Origin of the sequence: Syntrophotalea carbinolica DSM 2380, assembly GCF_000012885.1 — a bacterium.
Taxonomy (GTDB): Bacteria; Desulfobacterota; Desulfuromonadia; order Desulfuromonadales; family Syntrophotaleaceae; genus Syntrophotalea; species Syntrophotalea carbinolica.
Genome location: NC_007498.2, coordinates 2,979,656 through 2,998,022, shown reverse-complemented (window position 1 = coordinate 2,998,022; position 18,367 = coordinate 2,979,656). Strand labels below are relative to the sequence as shown.

17 protein-coding genes and 1 tRNA gene are annotated in these 18,367 nt (G+C 56.6%); 5 read left to right on the top strand and 13 right to left on the bottom strand.

Annotated elements, in window-relative coordinates; translation table 11 throughout:
* Positions 1-101: 101 nt before the first annotated feature.
* The 8 genes from PCAR_RS13925 to PCAR_RS18030 all read right to left on the bottom strand — a co-directional run bounded on the left by PCAR_RS13925 (position 102) and on the right by PCAR_RS18030 (position 8,620).
* Positions 102-178: transfer RNA gene (locus tag PCAR_RS13925), tRNA-Arg, on the bottom strand.
* A gap of 64 nt (positions 179-242) precedes the next feature.
* Positions 243-1,283, bottom strand: a complete 1,041-nt coding sequence (locus PCAR_RS13920; protein WP_011342328.1) for a hypothetical protein — start codon at positions 1,281-1,283, stop codon at positions 243-245.
* Positions 1,280-1,717, bottom strand: a complete 438-nt coding sequence (locus PCAR_RS18035) for a quinol:electron acceptor oxidoreductase subunit ActD (protein ID WP_011342327.1) — start codon at positions 1,715-1,717, stop codon at positions 1,280-1,282. Before PCAR_RS18035 ends, PCAR_RS13920 begins: the two co-directional genes overlap by 4 nt.
* Before the next feature lies 1 nt (position 1,718).
* Positions 1,719-3,011, bottom strand: coding sequence for an NrfD/PsrC family molybdoenzyme membrane anchor subunit (gene nrfD, locus PCAR_RS13910; RefSeq protein ID WP_011342326.1), 1,293 nt, complete (start codon positions 3,009-3,011; stop codon positions 1,719-1,721).
* A gap of 34 nt (positions 3,012-3,045) precedes the next feature.
* Entirely contained in the window at positions 3,046-5,808 is a 2,763-nt protein-coding gene (locus tag PCAR_RS13905) for a molybdopterin-dependent oxidoreductase (RefSeq protein WP_011342325.1), read from the bottom strand.
* A gap of 12 nt (positions 5,809-5,820) precedes the next feature.
* Positions 5,821-6,366 (bottom strand): cytochrome c3 family protein, encoded by a 546-nt coding sequence (locus tag PCAR_RS13900; RefSeq protein ID WP_011342324.1) that lies wholly within the window; start codon positions 6,364-6,366, stop codon positions 5,821-5,823.
* Between the two features lie 7 nt (positions 6,367-6,373).
* The gene (locus PCAR_RS13895) at positions 6,374-7,633 is read right to left on the bottom strand and encodes a c-type cytochrome (RefSeq protein WP_011342323.1); all 1,260 of its coding nucleotides are present in this window, start codon (positions 7,631-7,633) and stop codon (positions 6,374-6,376) included.
* A 288-nt stretch (positions 7,634-7,921) separates the two neighbouring features.
* Positions 7,922-8,620: a DUF1573 domain-containing protein gene (locus PCAR_RS18030; RefSeq protein ID WP_011342322.1), complete on the bottom strand. Its 699-nt coding sequence runs from the start codon at positions 8,618-8,620 to the stop codon at positions 7,922-7,924.
* Between the two features lie 281 nt (positions 8,621-8,901).
* On the opposite strand from PCAR_RS18030, the gene hpt reads away from it, so the two are divergent.
* The gene (hpt, locus tag PCAR_RS13885) at positions 8,902-9,453 is read left to right on the top strand and encodes a hypoxanthine phosphoribosyltransferase (protein ID WP_011342321.1); all 552 of its coding nucleotides are present in this window, start codon (positions 8,902-8,904) and stop codon (positions 9,451-9,453) included.
* A complete protein-coding gene (locus tag PCAR_RS13880) occupies positions 9,450-10,703 on the top strand; it encodes a DUF3426 domain-containing protein (protein ID WP_011342320.1) in 1,254 nt (417 codons plus the stop codon). Before hpt ends, PCAR_RS13880 begins: the two co-directional genes overlap by 4 nt.
* 152 nt (positions 10,704-10,855) lie before the next feature.
* Here the strand turns inward: PCAR_RS13880 and PCAR_RS18475 are convergent, their stop codons facing one another.
* Both PCAR_RS18475 and PCAR_RS13870 read right to left on the bottom strand, forming a co-directional pair.
* Positions 10,856-11,038 (bottom strand): twin-arginine translocase TatA/TatE family subunit, encoded by a 183-nt coding sequence (locus PCAR_RS18475; protein WP_011342319.1) that lies wholly within the window; start codon positions 11,036-11,038, stop codon positions 10,856-10,858.
* A 100-nt stretch (positions 11,039-11,138) separates the two neighbouring features.
* Positions 11,139-11,309 (bottom strand): DUF362 domain-containing protein, encoded by a 171-nt coding sequence (locus PCAR_RS13870; protein WP_041531389.1) that lies wholly within the window; start codon positions 11,307-11,309, stop codon positions 11,139-11,141.
* Positions 11,310-11,573: 264 nt separating this feature from the next.
* Between PCAR_RS13870 and PCAR_RS13865 the strand changes: the two genes are divergently transcribed.
* On the top strand, positions 11,574-12,839 hold the full coding sequence (locus PCAR_RS13865) for an acetate kinase (protein ID WP_011342317.1): 1,266 nt from the start codon (positions 11,574-11,576) through the stop codon (positions 12,837-12,839).
* Between the two features lie 136 nt (positions 12,840-12,975).
* Here PCAR_RS13865 and pta read toward each other — a convergent pair whose 3' ends face one another.
* Positions 12,976-13,977, bottom strand: a complete 1,002-nt coding sequence (gene pta / locus PCAR_RS13860; RefSeq protein ID WP_011342316.1) for a phosphate acetyltransferase — start codon at positions 13,975-13,977, stop codon at positions 12,976-12,978.
* Positions 13,978-14,276: 299 nt separating this feature from the next.
* Between pta and PCAR_RS13855 the strand changes: the two genes are divergently transcribed.
* Positions 14,277-15,095 carry an energy transducer TonB gene (locus tag PCAR_RS13855; protein ID WP_011342315.1) on the top strand — a complete coding sequence of 273 codons (819 nt, stop codon included), beginning with the start codon at positions 14,277-14,279 and terminating at the stop codon, positions 15,093-15,095.
* A 42-nt stretch (positions 15,096-15,137) separates the two neighbouring features.
* Here the strand turns inward: PCAR_RS13855 and PCAR_RS13850 are convergent, their stop codons facing one another.
* Together PCAR_RS13850 and PCAR_RS13845 are read right to left on the bottom strand one after the other, a co-directional pair.
* Complete coding sequence (locus PCAR_RS13850) at positions 15,138-15,524, bottom strand: glycine cleavage system protein H (protein WP_041531388.1); 387 nt, start codon at positions 15,522-15,524, stop codon at positions 15,138-15,140.
* Positions 15,525-15,900: 376 nt separating this feature from the next.
* A complete protein-coding gene (locus tag PCAR_RS13845; RefSeq protein WP_011342313.1) occupies positions 15,901-16,158 on the bottom strand; it encodes an FmdB family zinc ribbon protein in 258 nt (85 codons plus the stop codon).
* A gap of 406 nt (positions 16,159-16,564) precedes the next feature.
* On the opposite strand from PCAR_RS13845, the gene PCAR_RS18025 reads away from it, so the two are divergent.
* Positions 16,565-18,361, top strand: coding sequence for a diguanylate cyclase (locus PCAR_RS18025; protein WP_158447431.1), 1,797 nt, complete (start codon positions 16,565-16,567; stop codon positions 18,359-18,361).
* Positions 18,362-18,367: the final 6 nt, after the last annotated feature.

Below are 18,367 nucleotides of genomic sequence, written 5' to 3'. Positions count from 1 at the left end.
CTTTGAAGGGAGTGTCGAGATGGAAAGTAAGATATAAATGAAGCGGAATGCCGGACAATAAAAAAGGGTTACGCCGATGGCGTAACCCTTTGATTTTTTTATGGCGCGCGATGCAGGATTCGAACCTGCGGCCTCTGCCTCCGGAGGGCAGCGCTCTATCCAGCTGAGCTAATCGCGCGCGGACTCAACTGTATAACGCATCCCTGGAAAAATTGCAATGGCAAATTGTAGTCTCATGCGTTTCATTCGGTGTCAGGGGAGATATGGGTGCTGCTGTGCAGCATTACCAGCATGGCGGCGATTACCAGCAGATTGTAGAACAGCAGGGCGCCGCCATGCAGCGGAATGGTCGGTAGAACCAGCCACAGCCGTTCAATATACAAGCCTGCCAGCATGGTCGCGGCGACCGCGGCGACCATGTAGCGGTTTTGTTTGACGGCAGCGGCCAGCAGCAGGATAAAGGGAGCCAGAAACAAACCCAGAGGGAACAACCAGGCTAATTCACGGCCCGGGCTGGCGGCTATGAGGTCGAGGATATAGCCGGCTTCCTCGGGGAGATTACCGTACCATAACAGCAGGAACTGAGCGAAATACAAGCCGCACCACAACACGCTGAAGCCGAACAGCAACAGACTTACATCACGCAGATTTTTTGATGCGCAGAGGTTGTTTTCCCGGTTTTTGCGTTTGTGGTAGAGCAACATCAATATCCCGCTGACGGCCGCTGCGGCATACAGGGATTCGGTAAAAAAATAAAAGCCCAGCAGGGTGCTGATCCATGGCCAGATCAGCGACATGAGCCAGTCAAAGGCGGCCAGTGACTGGCTGACAACAAACAACAGCAGGTAAATGACGGCTGACGCGCCTGCCGGCTGGCGTGCAAGGGAACGGCGAGCCAGATCGCGGCCGGAGAAAAACACGGCCAGTAGCAGCGCCAGATTGCGAGTCATGAAGAAAGGCTTGTTCAGCCACAGTGTGGGATGCTCGGTCCAGGGATAAAGGTCGAGTTGCGGCCAGAAAAATAAAAAAAGCAGCGGCAACAGCAGAAGCAGCGGGTAGAGGGACAACAGTTCCTGACGCAGGGCGGCGATCCAGCGGGCTCGTACCAGTTCGCAGACGGCGACCAGAGCGATGCAGCCCTGGGCAACGCTGGACCAGAACAGCAGGGTCAGCAACAGCGCACCGGGTTCGCCCGACAGTCCAAACTCGGTCAGACCGATGAGCAGGGCCGCAATGATCAGCAGGGCATAGATGCCGGCTTTGTTGAGCACCATGGAAGTCATGTCGCATCCTCATCTTGGATGGAAAGCACAAATCGTGATTCAAACGGCTGCCCGGCCAGCAGAATTTCGGGACTCGGCAGGCGCGCCAGCCATAAAAATCCGGCGAAGCAGGACAGCGATCCGATCAGAATGGTCATCAGGTAGCCGACGAGCAGAAACGGCGGTACCGAGACGATAGGCTTGCCGCCGGTAATGACGGGCCAGTCGATGGAGGTCAGCAACGCCAGCAAAAATCCGCCGCCGAAGCCTGCCAGCCCACCGGTCAGCGCGAAATAGCGCAGCCGACTCGGGCGGCCGATGAGCAGCTCCTCGACTTCATGCAGGTGGTAGGGCAGGTGGACCTGCAGACACCGGCGCGGTACGCCGGACGCCAATTGAGCACGCAGTTCCTGCAGAAAAGCTTCCGGTGTATCGAAGAACAGTTGCCGTGGCATGTCAACGCTCCTTCAGTTCGGTGATGGAAAGCACCGGGAGGGTCTTGACGAAAACCAGAAAAGCCGCAAAAAACAACCCGAAACTGCCCAGGGTAATACCGATCTCCACCGGCGAAGGCAGGTAGTTGCCCCAGTTGTAAGGGTCGAAGTCGCGGGCCAGGGAACACACCACAATGACGAAGCGTTCCAGCCACATGCCGACGTTGACCAGCAGGCTCAGCACAAACAGAAACACGAGGTTGCGGCGCAGGCGACCTACGAACAACAGCAGGGGCAGCAGGGCGTTGCAGATGATCATGATCCAGAACAGCAGGCGGTAATGCCCCAATGCCCGGAACCGGAACTGTTCCATCTCAAACAGATTGGTGCCGTAGAAGGCCATGCCGTGCTCGATCACATAGGAAAATCCGACGATCAGCGAGGTCAGCAGGAGGATCTTGGCGATGGCTTCGATATGGTCGACGGGGATATGTTTTTCCAGGTGAAGCATGCGGCGCATGGGGATGACCAGGGTCAGGACCATGGCGGTGCCGGATAAAATGGCCCCCGCGACAAAATAAGGGGCGAAAATCGTGGTGTGCCAGCCGGGTATGATGCTGACGGCGAAATCCCAGGATACGATGGAATGCACCGAAGCCACCAGCGGCGTGGCGAAGGCAGCCAGGAACATGTACAGACGGGCGTAATGCCGCCATTGTCTCAAACTGCCGGTCCATCCCAGAGACAGGGCACGGTAGGCACGCCCGATCCAGCCGCTACGATGGCGGGCGACGATGGCCAGGTCGGGCATCAGTCCGACATAGAAAAACACCAGGCTCACCAGGAAATAGGTGGAGACCGCAAATACGTCCCAGACCAGCGGCGAACGGAAGTTGATCCAGAGCTGGCGTTGGTTGGGATAGGGAAAGAGGTAGTAGAAAACCCAGACCCGGCCCAGGTGAATGAGGGGGAACAGGCCCGCCACCATCAGGGCGAAAATGGTCATGGCTTCGGCGGCGCGGTTGAAGCTGGTGCGGAAGCGCGCCCGAAAAATGTACAGCACTGCCGAGATCAGGGTGCCGCTGTGGGCGATGCCGACCCAGAATACGAAGTCGGTAATGTAGACGCCCCAGCCGACAGGGTGGGTGATGCCGGCCACGCCCATGCCGTATCTGATCTGGTAAGCCCATAAGGCCAGTCCGCCGGCAAACAGCAGGCCCGCAAGCGCCAGACTGCCGAGCCACGCAAGACGGGGGCGGCGCATGGCGGCAAGTACATCGGTTTCAACCTGTGGCATGGGTACGTTGTTGTTCATAAAGACCGTTTCCCTGTAGCTTTTTGAAGCGCACTTAATCGGGACGCAAATAATAGACCGCGGGCTTGGTGCCGAGCCCCTCGAATACCTGATAGGCGCGGGGGCTTTCGATCATGCGGGCCACGGCGGATCCGGGGTCGAGGCGGTTGCCGAAGGTGATGGCGGCGGTCGGGCAGCTCTGGGCGCAGGCCGGGGTCACCTCGCCGTCGCGGATGCGGCGGTTTTCCTTGCCGGCAATTTCGTGGGCGGCTCGGATGCGCTGGATGCAAAAAGTGCATTTTTCCATCATGCCCCTGGTGCGTGGCGCCAGATCGGGGTTGTGCATTTTTTCCAGGGGCGGAGCCCATATATGCTCCCACCAGTTGAAGCGTCGCACCTTGTAGGGGCAGTTGTTGCTGCAGTAGCGGGTGCCGACGCAGCGATTGTAAACCTGCACGTTGAGTCCTTCGGGGTTGTGATAGGACGCATATACCGGACATACGGGCTCGCAGGGCGCATAGTCGCAGTGCTGGCAGAGCATGGGGATAAAGGAGATCTGTCCCTGGTCGCTGTAAAATGGCTCGACGCGCAACCATGACATCTCCCGCCCTTTGAGATGATCCTTGCGGCCGACCACCGGTACGCTGTTTTCCACATAGCAGGAGGCGACACAGGCTCCGCATCCGATGCATTGTCGCAGATCGATGGCCATCGCCCAGCGGTATTCGCGGTAGGCCGGTTCCGGGTAGAGGGAACGGTGTTCGGCGTGATGACCTTTGTCGTGATGGATCGGCCTGGGGATGATGCCGCGCCCTTGCTGGGAAGGAGATCCGCTTAGAATCGGCAGGGGGATTTTTTTGCCGACCCGCCGAGCCTTTACCGGGCCGATGGTCCGCAGGGCCTCGCCGGTGGCCGGATCAAAATCCGGTAAACCGGCCGGCAGGCAATCGACGGGCAGGCTGAACACGTCGTCCGGCAATCCCTGCTGCAGTCGGGCCGGAAGCGTCAGGTGAAAATCGCCGTGTGTCAGGCGCAGCTGGTCGCCATCGGCAACGCCGTACTTTTGTGCACAGCGGGGCGACAGGGCGACCCATGTGCCGTGGGTGACGGTGGTGAGAGGATCGGGTATTTCGTTAAGCAGGGACAACGCGGCGCTGCGGCCGTCGAAGCTGCGGATGGAGCCCGTGATGACGAGCGCCGGAGTCGGCAGCGTCTCGGGCAAGGTGCTGTTTCGCAGAGCGGCGACGGTGCGCTCGATGCGCAAAGGGGTGGAGGTACGTGAGGTGTCTGTGGTTACGAAGCCCTGTCGCAAAAAACTGCGCAGTTCGGCGGTTGAGAACTGCTCGCGCCAGCGTTGCTGCAAAAAAGACTCGTAGCTGTCGGTGGCGCTTTGACCGGTCAGGCGGCGCTGCAATTGCAACAGGATATCGCCTTCGGTGCGCGTATCGTAGAGGGGCGTCATGCCCGGTTGGATGAGGCTGTACACGCCGTTGCGCGGCTCGGCATCATCCCAGCGTTCAAAACTGTGGGTCAACGGCAGGATCAGATCGACGGCGCGGGTGGTGGCATCGTGCATATCGGCCATCGCCACGCTCAATCTTGCACGACGCAGGTTGTCGGCCAGTTGCCAATCGGGTGGCGCATGGCGCAGGGGATCGGCCCGGCTGATTAACAGCATGCCGACTTCGTCCCGTTGCAGGGCCTGGTTCAAGGTCTGCAGGTCGCGCAGATCGCCGGTTCGGTCTGGTTTATCCGCTCGCGCGAAGTCGATGCCCCGCCAGGGTTCAGCCAGCAACCGTTGCAGCAGGCAACCGAACAGGGCCGTCTGCTGACCAGCCTGGTGGCCGGTGGCGATGCCGCCGACAATAAGCAGGGGCCTGCGGGCTTTTTTCAGCGATTCGGCAAGCCGGGTCAGCCTGGAGGGCGGCAGGCCTGTGGCGTGGCCCGCTTGGCTCAGGGATATTTTTGGCAGGGCCGCGCGGATTGCCGCAGGCATATGCCGGTTGTCGACCAGGGTCTGCAGCAACCACAGCAACAGGGCCGGTTCGCCGGCGGGTTTGATGCTCAGGCGTTGATCGGCGTTGGCCCCTGTGAGGGACAGATGAGGTTCGATGTGGCACCAGTGCAGGTCATGGTCGCGTCGCGCTTCGGATAACTTTTGCGCATAACCCGCCGGGCTGCTGAAGGTTTCCAGCAGGTCCGCGCCGACGCTGAGCAGCAGGTCCGCATCCTCGATGCGAAAATACGGCAGGGTGGAACGCCCATACAATAGTTGATAGGCCTGGCGCAGGGCGGCGTGACTGAAGAGTTCGAATTCCGGCAGGCGCGTGACCTTACAGGCGGCGACAAACTGTTCCTGCAAGGCGGCCAGGCTACCGGTCGTCGCACCGCTCAGCAGCATATGGCTCCGCTGCCGGTCCGACATGGCCTGGACTATGTGCTCCAGGGCGACCTCCCAGCTAACGGCCTGATAATCGTTTCCTTTGCGTAGCAGCGGCGTGCGCAGGCGCTCGGGATGATACAGCCGCCATAAGGCTGCCTGTCCCCGCATGCACAGTGCGCCGCGGTTGATGGGATGATCGGGGAGACCCTCGAGTTTGACGGCACGTTTTTCCCGCAGGCGTATCATGATGCCGCAATGGGCCGGACATTCGCTGCAGGTGGAGACGCGCCAGGCGGAGGTTCCGGGGCGCACGCCATCTTCGGGCGGCACCAGATAGGAAATCAACTCTTTCTGGTTGCGGTCCGAGCCGCAGGATGACAGCAGGGTGGCGCCTGATACCAGGCCCATGATCTGTAGGAATTTCCTTCGATCCATGTTCGATCCATCCTATCTATGGCAGGTTGCGCAGTCGCGTGAAACTCCCCTGGAACGATGGCAGGATACGCACCATCCCATTTTCAACGAGCGCACCCGGCGCACTTCGGACATCTGTTCAACAGCGCCGTGGCAGGTGGTGCAGGGTAGATCGGCCTGAATATGGCGCTGATGTGTGAAGTGAATAAACGGCGGCAGGTTGTGCAACCGCTCCCAGCGAATGGCTTCCTTGCGGCGTTCATAGTCCAGCAGTTTTTTGATTTCGGGGCGCTCGGTTGCGATGGAACGATGGCAGGAAAGGCATAGCGACAGGGCCGGTGCCCCGGCGTTGCTCCCCTGTTTTACTCCGTCGTGGCAGAAATCACAGGCCAGACCAAGCTTGCCGGCGTGAACCGTGTGGGGAAATGCGACAGGTTGCTGTCGGGGGCCGGCAAAAGCTCCCCTCCAAAGCCCCGCTGCTGCGATCAACAGTGCGAACAAGATGAAATAGCATAGCAATGCCAGGCTAAACAGTCTCTTGAGCCATGGCCTGGAATTTTTGGGAACCGTGTCGCTCATCGCAGCCTCATGGAGATGCGTACCGGAACAGATAGTCGGCGAGGGCTTGTGCCTGGGCGGTTGTCAGCCCGAGATTGGGCATGGCCGGATAGTCGGGATTGCGTTTCACGGGTTGCAGCAGAAACGCGGCCAACGCATCGGGCGTTTTGCGGTAATCCGGAATAACGCTATTCAGCGGCGGGCCCACGACACGCTGGTCAAAGCGATGGCAGACGCTGCATTTTTGCTCGAAGAGGCGCTGGCCGGAAATGTCCGTTACCGCCGGGGCCATGGGCTTGACCGGGGTGGCCGGTTGGGGTTGGGTTGTTGCTGCTGAAGGTGCGATGGCCAGCCCTGCGACAGCCACCGGTACGAGGATCCGCTCCCTGGCCGTATGTCCCATGAAGGCCCAGCACCAGAACAAAAGGACGACGATAACGAAAAAAAATCGCGGGGCGTAGAATGAACGGCATCGAATGGTTACCAGCAGCACGGCGGCCAAACCGGCAAGCGCAACCGATAATATGGATAGGCCCGAAAGCAAACGGCTGAGCGCCAGAGAAGGGATGATGGTCATATCGAGGCAAAGGGCCAGTGGCCACAAAAGCAGAGAGCCCAGAATCAGGCCGAACCCGATACGTTTGGCGATGTGGTCCGCAGGGTTGATGGGGTCCGGTGCGGGAGGGGGAGTGGCCCTCGAAAAGAGCAGGGCGTTGCCGGTAATCGCGCCGGTCAGCAGCAGGAACTCAACGAAGCGTACCAATCCATGCCAGGACAAAAACAAATAGGGTAAACGGGGTAAAAAAGGCCAGTATTCGGGGGTTAACAGCAGGCTTTCGGTGCAGGACAGTACCAAACAGCAAGCCGTAACCAGCAGGACGCCTAGCATGCCGGCCGCCAGGACTGTCCGGTTCGGCGGACGGTGGCTGACCAGTTTGTAGCGGCAGGCGACCATCAACCCCAGGCCCATGGTAAGGGCAATGATCAGCCCGGCCCAGGCCGCATTGGAAAAAAGGTGTGGCCGATAGATTATTTTTACCAGGAGCAGGCTGGCGATCACCGTCAGGACAACGAGGGTGTCGTGCTCCGCAGAAGGATTTGCTCGTTTAAGCAGGGCGTTGACCCAGGCCGGCGGCTTTTTGAGGCCGGCTCTTCGATTCAGACCCGCACTGGCGAGGGAGACAGTGGTGCCGCCCAGCATCAGGGCCAGCAGCGGGCACACCAGTGCGATCAGCAGAATCAGGAGCCATTTGAGCTGCAAAAGATGGGTTTGTATTTCTGGCAACATAGTCTACTCGCAAGCGTTGTGAGGCATGCACACAATGTGCACACGGCAACCGGGACTGACGAGTCTGACGGTTCATGAAAATTCAAACATATTCCCCCTGGATTGCAAATGGCCAAGTCGATACCGGGGGGTAAATAATTTCTCCTTACAGGATGTGTGGCGGCAATGCAGTGCAGTACAATGACGGTAATTTTGATTCGGGACCGGGGGCTCTTTGTCTGCCCATCGTCCGTTGGGCAGAGGACTGGCGCCGGTAAATCTACATGTCCAGGTAAGCGGCGCAGACCGTTAGCGGGTCTGGGCGTGCCCAACGCCGAAGACAGGGATGCGTATTTTCGGTGTGCGTGGACTGCTGGTTTTAAGGCTTATATATCCATTCTGGTGGGTTTTGCCGGCCGGGATCTCAAAACTGATTTTGATGTTTGCGGTACCGCCGGGTTCCAGTCTGGTTTCGGATAGACGGGCGGAAAGAACGGCGGGTGTCGTGGTCAGATGCGACAGAAAAATGGGCTGCTCGCTATTGTTGGTCAGGGTGACCAGCGCTTCGTGTTTTTTCCCCGGTTCCATACCGGTAAGGCGCAGACGTCTGGGGGTGAAGTCGATTTCCGGCTGGACGACACCATTGATCTGCAGCCGCACTTTGGGGTTTATGGGGTCGTTGCTGTATACATGGATCCATTTGACGATCGGACCCCGCATGCCGCTGGAGTTGAAAACGGTCTTGATCTCTCCCGACTCTCCAGGCGGGATTTCTTTTTGGGACAGCAGGGTGCCTGTGCAACCGCAGGTGGATCGCACCCGGTTGATGATGAGGGGTTGATCTCCCTGATTGGTGAAGGTGAAAACGTGATGGACTTTATCCCCCTCGGCGATGGTTCCGAAATGAAAGGCCGGTTGAGGTGTAACCAGTTGCGGAGCGGCCAGAGCCGGGCAGAAAAAGCCGAAAAGTAAGAGCAGCGCAGAAGACAGCGCGAACAGGTTTTTCATGAACGACCTCCATGGTGAAAACATTCGAGTCCCGATCGTCGGTACGGTAATCCAATCGGTGTCAGACTTATATAGCATTATTTAACCTTTCAAACCACCCTTTCACAGCGCATGCGAAGCTTTTGGTAAAATCTCCATTCGGCCGTGTCGGCGACCATCCGGTATGAGGGACGATCAGTCCGATATTTATAACAGGCGGGGGCATTAGGATTGACAGTCCAGTGGAGTGTTGTTATACATTGCGGACTTGAAAGCGGTGTTCATTTGATTTGGAACTGGTTATGTTAGACTCTCTTAAAATTCTGTATACGCGCGACCAGATTGCCGAGCAGGTGCGCAGGTTGGGAAGCGAAATCAACCGCGATTACGCTGGTCGGGAAATTTTGCTGGTCTGTGTATTGAAAGGCTCCTTTTTATTTTTTGCCGATCTGGTTCGGACCCTTACCTGCCCGGTGGTGGTGGATTTCGTTCGTTTGGCCAGCTATGGCTGCGAAACAATCTCCTCGGGGGTGGTCGAGATGCGCAAAGATCTCGAATTTTCCGTTACGGATCGGGATGTAGTCATCGTTGAGGATATTGTCGATACCGGATATACATTGCAGACTCTGTATCATAGGCTTCTCGATCGTAAGCCGCGGTCTCTGAAGATTTGCACCTTGCTGGACAAACGGGTGGATCGCCGGGTTGATATCGAGGCCGATTATATAGGTCTGGCACTGGATGATGGTTTTGTTGTCGGTTATGGGCTCGATTATCAGGAGAAGTATCGAGAACTGCCGGATTTGTATGTGCTTGAAGATGCGCCCCCTGTCGATGAGGAGAGGCCGATATGATTGTGCAATGTCCTGACTGTGCCAGTCGGTTTCGCCTGGCGGATGAAAAGTTGAAGCCGGGCGGTACCAAAGTCCGTTGTTCCAAATGCCAGAAGATTTTTACGGTAAAGCCCTCCCCGGCGGAACCATCCTTCGAACCAGCGGCGGAACCTGCTTTGCCAACGGAACCGAACTTTGCCGATGATCATACCGAAACCCGGCAGGATGTTTCCGGGCAGGGCGGGGTTGCGTTTCACGAGTTCGATTTTGCAGCCGAGCCGGATGCCGCCGGCGATGCAAGCGATACGGCCTTTGAGGAAGAGTTCTCCGATGAATTCGATTTCGATGCCTTAGGTGCCGACTTCGGGGAGGAGTCGGACGGCCTTTTCGGGGATGCGGAAGATTCGGATGCAGCGTTCAGCTTCGAAGATGAGCCCTCCTTCGAGGAGGGCGATGACTTTTCCATGGGCGATGAGTTCTCCATGGGAGAGGATGCCCCAAAGGGGGATGAGGCCGCCTCTGCGATTTTTGCGGAGGAAAAAACCAAACAGACCGCCGACTCCATGTCCTTTGCCTTCACCGGTGAAACGACCGACGACGCGTCGGTCTCGAACGATTCGCTGTTGAATGATGACGGTATGATGTCCGGCGATGAGGATTTGTTCGGCGAACAGTCCCTGGATGAAAATGATTTGGGGGAGTTGCCTCCGCCGCAAAAAGTACCCAAGGCGCGCAAGTCGGGTCATAAAGGTTTGGCTCTGTTGTTTTTCCTGATTTTGGGGGGACTTGCCGGTGGGGGCTATTTTGCCTGGCAAAAGGGCGTGCTGGATGTGAACAAAGTGCGATCCTTGTTGCATCTTGACGGCGGTGCGGCTGTGTCGGAAGGTCAGATCCGGACGGAGAAATTGAAGGGTTTTTTCCTGGACAGCAAAAAGGCCGGGCGTTTATTCGTTATTCAGGGCGAAGCGATTAACGAGTACCGGGGGCCACGTTCTGCGGTGGCGGTCAAGGGTTTGCTGTTCGACGGTGCAGGTAGAACCTTGTTGCAGCAGACGGCATTCTGCGGTAACCCCCTGGCAGCCGACGAGTTGCAGGGCATGCCTTTTGAGCGCATTGTCGAACAGATGAATAATCAATTCGGAGATTCTCTGAGCAACCTCAACGTGCCTGCGGGCAAGTCCATTCCCTTTACCGTTGTGTTTCGCAATTTGCCGCCCGGCTTGAGTGAATTTTCGGTCGAGGTTGTCGATTCCAAGCCCGCTTCCCGTTAGGGATTGCCGGGCAAGGCGGCTTGGTGACGAAGCACCGGCTGGGGCCAGAGCAAAAGGTAACTTGAATCGTGGAGCTGCACTTGGGTGCGGCTCTTTTTTTTGCCGCCGATCGGTGGCAGGGTATCGCGCTTGTGCTAAGTGGTTTCCCGGCTTCAGTGTTTATCTTGCGGGGGGTTCGAATCGTCGGGGGAGTCTTTGTCCTTGTTGCCGCGCAGGCTGTGTTGGAAATTCGACAGACCTTTGCCCAGGCTGGCGCCTATTTCCGGCAATCGGCGGGCACCGAACAACAACAGGCAGATGATGAGGAGCAGAACGAGTTCCCAGAAACCGGGCATGCTTGCCTCGCTGTCTTTGGCAGGATGGTGCGGAGGTTTGTAAAAATATAGCGGGAGAATCCGTTACAGGTTTCTCCCGCTATACAATGGTCTTGCTGGATTAGTCCGCTTTGATAGCGTCTACGGGGCAGCTGTCAACACAGGCGCCACAGTCGGTGCAGGCGTCAGCGTCGATAACGCGGGCGTCACCTTTTTCTTCGATAGCGCCGAGAGGGCAGCTGTCGTCACAAGCACCGCAGTTGATGCAATCTTCAGTGATGGTATGGGCCAAGGTATTCACCTCCTTTGCTTTAAAATCACTTTCTTCTTCCCTTGTTAATTCTGCTGCGGATTCTACAACACCTTTTTATAGCTTGTCCACCCCAAAAGATGTAAAAGAACTCACATAGTGGTGTAAACGACATCCAGGACAAAGGCCTTGCATTTATAGAGGGCATCTTATAGTATCTATGCGTTTGACTAGCCTGACAGATGGGCGGAAGGGGGCCGGCCTTTCCGCCCGTAACACATTTAAAGAGGAGGCACGTTAATTTCTATGGATATTCTCGCTTTGAACTGCGGAAGCTCGTCCGTAAAATATCAGCTGTACAGCTGGGAACGCCGTGAAGTAATCGCCAAGGGTGTTGTCGAAAGGGTCGGCATCGGTGACTCCTTCATTTCTCACGAGGTTCCCGGACGGGAAGACTACAAAAGTGAGCACGATTGCCCCGATCACACCGTGGCCATCGAATTGATCATCAAGACCCTGTCCGACGCGAAGGTCGGCGTGGTTAAGTCCATGAGCGAAATCTCGGCCGTTGGTCACCGTGTTGTCCACGGCGGGGAGAAGTTCGCCAGCTCCGTTCTGATCGACGAGGAAGTTCTCCAGGGGATCAAGGACGTTCAGCACCTGGCTCCTCTGCACAATCCGCCCAACATCATGGGCATCGTGGCAGCCCAGAAAGTTCTGCCCGATGTTCCCCATGTGGCTATTTTCGACACCGCTTTCCATCAGACCATGCCCGAGGAAGCGTACATGTATCCGCTGCCTTACGAGTGGTACGAAAAGCACAGCGTGCGTCGTTACGGTTTCCACGGCACTTCGCACCTCTACGTGTCCAAGCGTGCCGCCGTGCTGCTCGGCAAGGATGCCAAAGACTGCAACATCATCACCCTGCACATCGGTAACGGTGCTTCCCATGCGGCCATCCGCGGCGGCGTCTGCGTCGATACCAGCATGGGTCTGACCCCCCTCGAAGGTGCCGTTATGGGTACCCGTTGCGGCGATATCGACCCCGCGATCCCGACCTTCATCATGGAGCGCGAAGGCTACACCGCCAAGGAGATGGACAGCCTGCTGAACAAAAAGTCCGGTCTTCTCGGCATCACCGGCAAGTACACCGACCGCCGCGATATCGGCGAAGGGGTCAAGGCCGGCGACAAGCGTTGCAAGCTGGCCAACGATATCGAAGCCTATCGCATCAAGAAGTACATCGGTGCTTACATGGCTGCTCTCGGCAAGGTCGACGCCATCGTCTTTACCGCCGGTGTTGGTGAAATGGGCGCGGAAATCCGTCAGGATGCTCTGGAAGGGCTCGAGGCGCTGGGTATCAAGATCAACAAGGAACTCAACCTCAAGACCCGCACCAAGAAAGCCGAAGTGGAGATCTCCACTCCCGATTCCCCGGTCAAGGTGTTTGTCATCCCCACCGACGAAGAACTGGTCTTCACCGAAGACGTGGTCGGTATCCTGGAAAACACCTACAGCGACCACATGAGCTTCGATTACAGCTTCAAGTCCAAGGACTACGAGCGCAAGTAAATCGAAAAAAGAAATCGCACGTAAAAAGGCCGGTGGATAAATTCCACCGGCCTTTTTTGGGTCGTGTGTCCCGTCCTGAAATAAGTTTACACCTGGGAGACTTATTTTAGAATGTGACAGTAAATGTTCTGTGCGATTAGCCTTGGGCTTGAACCGCAGTGATAGCGGTAACGCTGATGATGTCATCCACCGAGCAGCCGCGGGACAGGTCGTTGACCGGTTTGGCTAGTCCCTGAATGATAGGTCCGAAAGCTTCGGCTTTGGCCAGACGCTGAACAAGTTTGTAAGCAATGTTGCCGGCATCGAGATCGGGGAAAACCAGAGTGTTGGCTTTGCCGGCGACGTTTGAGCCGGGAGCTTTGCTGTTGCCTACTGCGGGTACCAGGGCGGCGTCGGCCTGCAACTCGCCATCGATCTGCAGCTCAGGGGCTTTTTCCTTAGCGATTGCAAGGGCCGCAATGACCTTGTCCGGGTCTTCATGCTTTGCGCTGCCTTTGGTGGAAAAGGACAGCATCGCTACGCGGGCCTCGGCACCGAGGAAGCTTTTGCAGCTTTGAGCCGATGAAACGGCGATTTCCGCAAGGGCAGCTGCGTCAGGATTGGGGTTGACGCCGCAGTCAGCAAAAATCAGAGCACCGTTTTCGCCGAATTCCGGGGTCTTGGTTACCATGATAAAGCAGGACGATACGGTTTTCATGCCGGGTGCAGGGCCAATGACCTGGAACGCAGCGCGCAGTACGTTGCCAGTGGTGTTGTAGGCGCCGGCAACACATCCGCCGGCATCACCTTGACGTACCATCATGGTGGCGAAAAACAGGTTGTCATCGGCGGTCAGAAGTTTCAATGCGTCATCTTTGGACAGCCCTTTTTTCTTCCGGATTTCGACCAGTTCGTCGGCATAGGTGTCGAGCTGGGGAGCACTTTTAGGGTCGAGCAGGGTGACGCCTTCGAGGGATACACCGAGTTCCGTGGCTTTGGCCTGCAAGGCAGCGGGCTCGCCAAGCAGCACAACGTCCGCGAGGTTGTCTTTAACGATGGGGCCGGCAGCCTGGATCATACGGTCGTCGTAGCCTTCGGGCAATACGACAACTTGGCGGTTTTCGCGGGCTTTGGCTTTGATTTGATCGGCTAAATGCATCAGGAATCCTCCTTCGGATGTAGAATGTATGGGCGCCTCATTTATACTGTATGCCCCCAGGGGGGTCAACCTCTTTTCGGATTATTGTCCAGCTTCCGGATGTCTTGAAGGCTGGGATTCTGATCTGGCCAAAAGCGCTGGGGTTCATGTATAATGGCTTAAAAAAATAATCATTTCACTGAGGGACTGTCGAGCTTCGGTATGGATCGAAAGTACTTGCGGTTAATCGGTCTTCGATTAATTCGAGTGCGCAATGGCGATCAAAGCAGACAGCATCCAAGGTGGAATCAAAGGACACGATGAGTCCCTCTTCCCGTCAAGACATTCTTCTGGCTGCCTTCGCCGTTTTGTCTCTGCTGTTGCATGCGCTGTTGCTGTACCTGTTGCCTGCGGATGATCTGCTGGTGGCACCTTCCGTCAAGAAACCCGTGGTGGTGGAAGTGCGACCGCCACAGCAACGGCCGCGCGAAGTCGATATGCCCGCACAGCCTGTAACGCAACCGCGCCGAAAGCCGGCCAAAAGACTTGCGCCCCGCGACCAGGTGGTGCCGCGGGAAACCGCGCCCAGGGGGGATGCTCCCGAGGACCGTCAACCGCTACCGACGGTAGCGGCTCCGCCTCCTGCGGCAGCACCAGTCGAGCGCAAGCGGCCGGGAGATACGGGGGCTGTTTCGCCCGCCCCTCTCGATCTTGGTTTGCCGCAGACGACGCAGCAACGATTGCGGGAGGGATGGGCTCGTAAATATCGCGAGGATGTGGAAGAAGGCGAGGCGGTATGGCTCGATACGGAAAAGGACCTGTTGTCATCCTTTTTTAAGCGCTTTCGCGATAATATCTATCAGGTCTGGAACTATCCCCGCGCGGCAGCCGAACGCGGCCAGTCCGGTGTCTGTCTGCTTAGGATCGTCATCAATCAGGATGGCAGTGTCGATGCGGTCGAACCGCTGGAAAGCTCCGGGTATCCCACCCTTGATCGGGAAGCGATCGCCGCTGTCTATCGCGGCGCGTCTTACGGAAACCTTCCCTCATCCTATGCCAAGGATCAGCTTACCATTATGGCCTATTTTCAATACAGGCTTTCCGGCAATGGCGTATCCCGCAATATAACCGGAAGGTAAGTTTTTGTTTTTGATTCGCCACCCTGCATGGGAGGGATCTATCTATAGGTCTCCCTGCACGAACTCCGTATAATCATCCGCATCCATCAGGTCGTCTATTTCTTCCGGACGGGTTAATTTCATGCGGATGATCCAGCCATCTTCATAGGGCGAAGACATCAGCCATTCGGGTGAGTCGGAGAGATCCTTGTTGATCTCAACGATTTCCCCCGAAAGAGGGGCGTAGATCTCCAGCATCCCCTGGCGCAGTTCGATCGTCACCAGGGTATCTCCCAGTTCAAGTTCCGTTTCGACGTCCGGCATTTCGATGGATAGGATCTCCTCGACATCATCCTGAAGAGATTCGGTGATGCCGATAGTGACTTGTTCTCCATCTTCTTCGATCCAGACATGGTCCTCGTTGTAGAGCAATTCTTCCGGAAAGAACATGTGCCCCCCTGTAGACGGCATCGTTTCCCTGCGACTGTCGGGAATCGTTGCGTCTTCTGTGTGCTTGGTTTGGCCAGCCGTTGGCGATGACCGGCGTCGGATGAAAGCCGTGTTGCACAACCGACCCGATTTTAGCGAAATATACGGAAAAGATGGTGGCTTGTAAAGGCCGGAGCACTCTTGGATACCTTCTTTATGGCGAGGGCTCGCTTGCCCGGTTGTGGCGAGTTGTCGATGCAGAACGGGCAAGCCCGTGCCGTGATGGAAAACGCAGGGAGAAAAGTGGTGCTGGGGGCAGGATGCCGGGTACCGTAAAAATGTGCCGTGAAGCGCTTAACTGAAAAGCGCCCTCCGGATTGCCGGGGGGCGCTTTTTTTTAACCGTTGCTGGCTGCCTTGGGACAGCCGCCACAGCTTGCTGCCGGGCTACCTGAACTGCAGGCAGCAGGTTTGCTGCTGGACGAGTAACCCTGTTGGTACCAGCCTCCCCCTTTGAGGGTGAACGCTGATTGGGAAATAAGCTTCTGCACCGAGCCGCCACATTTCTGGCACTGGCTCAAAGGCTCATCGGAAAATTTCTGACGGGCTTCAAAAATCAAGCCGCATGCATCGCATTGGTATTCGTAAATGGGCATTGGGAAAACCTCCGTATATCTGATTTCGATCCTAATGTAGACATTCACCACCCCATTGTCAAGGGGAGGAGGGGGGCAATGTTGCTGTAGGTTCACTGTGGCAGGAATCTAATGTTGATAAATTTAAAAAACAGGGTAAAGTTTTCATTTGAAAGGTATCTAATGAACAATGAGTTATGGCTTGTTTCTTACAATCGGCGCCGAGCGGTGCAATCGCATGCGGTTTGCCCGGTGGGGCCGATGGGGGGATTAGGTTTTGAGTTCAGGTTTTGTCGTCTGGGGAAAACGGCTGCCAGTCCGGAAGCTTATGGAATACATGTCGGCAGGTGGCGGTTTCACCAAAACAGCAGGGCGGAGCACGAGTTGCAGACATATGTCGTTTAAGACGAAGGCCTCACAGCAAGGAATGGTATGGATACTGTTGAGCATTTGCATGCTTCTGGGGCATGCCTTGCCCGTCCGCGCCAAGGTTCTGAGCCTGGAAAAGAGCAGGCCCGTGAGGAAGGTCGCTCCTTATATGGGGATTCTCGAAGATCCCGCGGGGGACCGGTCTATAGAGCAACTTGTGAATCCCGTTTCTGCTGCCGCTTTCGCGCCGATACAGGGGGAGATGCTCAATCTGGGGATGACCGACGCTGTGTATTGGCTGCGGTTGGAAGTCAACACCTCAATCGGGCCCCATGGAGGTGCCGAAGGATCACCGTTTGTGTGGGTGTTCGATCTGGGGCGGCCCTTTGTCCGAAATGTGCAGGTCTATGTCGTATCGCAAGGGCCCGGCGCCGCGGCGAAGATCAAAAAGATTTCGTCGCAGTCTTCCCAATGCGGCTTTCCGGGCCGCGTATCGAGACCCGGCTGCCATTCGGCATTTTATTTACCCGAACTTACGGCCACCCCCCAAACCTTGTATATACGCGTGGTTCCATTGTCCAGCCTGGTGCTGTCGCCCGTGATTACGACCATGAAGGCTTACCAGGAGCAGGTGACACGCAAAATGCTGCGTTTCGGCATCATTCTGGGGATTTTCCTGGCCCTGTCCGTTTATAGCCTGATCATGTTCGTTGCATTGCGTGAGCGCAGTTATGCATGGCATTCCCTGGCGGCTTTATCGTTTGGGGGATTTTTTCTTTTTATTCAGCCTTTGAGCTCGGAGTACCTGCTCGCTTTGCCGGCGGCTATGGTGCATCGCCTGGCTCTGTTGGCGCTCGGCGGAGCTTTCTGTTTTTCCGGGTGCTTCGCACGATGTTTTTTGCACGCTGCCGACCGGATTGTTGACCGCTTGTTGCTGTTTTTTATGCTGCAAGGAGGGTGTCTTCTGTTGTTGGCGCTTGGGGGTGCCTCTCTTATGTTCGAGATGGCCTATATCGGGGTAGCGAGCATGGCTGTTGCCGTTATGGCGGGTGCCAGTTTGATAGCCTGGAGCAGAGGCAACCGGCGGGCCCGTTTTATATTCATCGCCAGTGTTGCTGCGGGCGCCATCGGTGTTGTGCATGTTCTTGTTCTAGGTGGCTGTTTATCCTGTCGACCCGGGTTTTCCTACCTGTACGAGGTTGGGGGCATAGCGGGTATAGGATTGTTGGCCTGTGCCTTGGGTGACAGTGTAAAAGCTTTGCAGCACGAGCGCGAAGTTTTGCGGGTGTCGGAACGGCGACACATGGAATTGGCGTTTACCGATGCTTTGACCGGATTGTTCAATATGCGGTATTTTCGCACTCAACTGGATCTTGCGATTCAGTGCGCGGAGCCGTTGAACCAATCTTTTACCCTGATGATGATGGATATAGACAATTTCAAGCTGTTCAACGATCGCTACGGGCATCTCCAGGGAGATCAGGTGTTGCGACAATTGGGGCAAATGATAGGGTCTGTGATCCGTGAAAAGGACGTGGCCTGCCGCTATGGTGGGGAAGAGTTTGCGGTCATTTTGCCGGGCGGTGATTTCCAGACGGCCGTCGACATTTATACGCGCCTCCAGGGCACCTTGCTGCAATGGCAGGAACATGAAAAGGAAAGCTTGATTTCATTGGTGACGTTAAGTGTCGGAGTGGCCGAGTATTTCCCAGGAGAACATGCCGATGATCTTATCGCGCGGGCCGATAGCGCCATGTATGAAGCCAAAGAAGGTGGTCGCGATCAGCTCGTGCTCAGCGAAGCGAGCGATCCTGGTTATGACCAGGCTGCCGGGGAATGTGCTACGATTTTCTAGACGGGG

Excerpts from the sequence above, each read along its gene's own strand:
- PCAR_RS13920 (WP_011342328.1), bottom strand. The coding sequence starts at position 1,283 with ATGACTTCCATGGTGCTCAACAAAGCCGGCATCTATGCCCTGCTGATC.
- PCAR_RS18035 (WP_011342327.1), bottom strand. The coding sequence starts at position 1,717 with ATGCCACGGCAACTGTTCTTCGATACACCGGAAGCTTTTCTGCAGGAA.
- nrfD (WP_011342326.1), bottom strand. The coding sequence starts at position 3,011 with ATGAACAACAACGTACCCATGCCACAGGTTGAAACCGATGTACTTGCC.
- PCAR_RS13905 (WP_011342325.1), bottom strand. The coding sequence starts at position 5,808 with ATGGATCGAAGGAAATTCCTACAGATCATGGGCCTGGTATCAGGCGCC.
- PCAR_RS13900 (WP_011342324.1), bottom strand. The coding sequence starts at position 6,366 with ATGAGCGACACGGTTCCCAAAAATTCCAGGCCATGGCTCAAGAGACTG.
- PCAR_RS13895 (WP_011342323.1), bottom strand. The coding sequence starts at position 7,633 with ATGTTGCCAGAAATACAAACCCATCTTTTGCAGCTCAAATGGCTCCTG.
- PCAR_RS18030 (WP_011342322.1), bottom strand. The coding sequence starts at position 8,620 with ATGAAAAACCTGTTCGCGCTGTCTTCTGCGCTGCTCTTACTTTTCGGC.
- hpt (WP_011342321.1), top strand. The coding sequence starts at position 8,902 with ATGTTAGACTCTCTTAAAATTCTGTATACGCGCGACCAGATTGCCGAG.
- PCAR_RS13880 (WP_011342320.1), top strand. The coding sequence starts at position 9,450 with ATGATTGTGCAATGTCCTGACTGTGCCAGTCGGTTTCGCCTGGCGGAT.
- PCAR_RS18475 (WP_011342319.1), bottom strand. The coding sequence starts at position 11,038 with ATGCCCGGTTTCTGGGAACTCGTTCTGCTCCTCATCATCTGCCTGTTG.
- PCAR_RS13865 (WP_011342317.1), top strand. The coding sequence starts at position 11,574 with ATGGATATTCTCGCTTTGAACTGCGGAAGCTCGTCCGTAAAATATCAG.
- pta (WP_011342316.1), bottom strand. The coding sequence starts at position 13,977 with ATGCATTTAGCCGATCAAATCAAAGCCAAAGCCCGCGAAAACCGCCAA.
- PCAR_RS13855 (WP_011342315.1), top strand. The coding sequence starts at position 14,277 with ATGAGTCCCTCTTCCCGTCAAGACATTCTTCTGGCTGCCTTCGCCGTT.
- PCAR_RS13850 (WP_041531388.1), bottom strand. The coding sequence starts at position 15,524 with ATGTTCTTTCCGGAAGAATTGCTCTACAACGAGGACCATGTCTGGATC.
- PCAR_RS13845 (WP_011342313.1), bottom strand. The coding sequence starts at position 16,158 with ATGCCCATTTACGAATACCAATGCGATGCATGCGGCTTGATTTTTGAA.
- PCAR_RS18025 (WP_158447431.1), top strand. The coding sequence starts at position 16,565 with ATGGTATGGATACTGTTGAGCATTTGCATGCTTCTGGGGCATGCCTTG.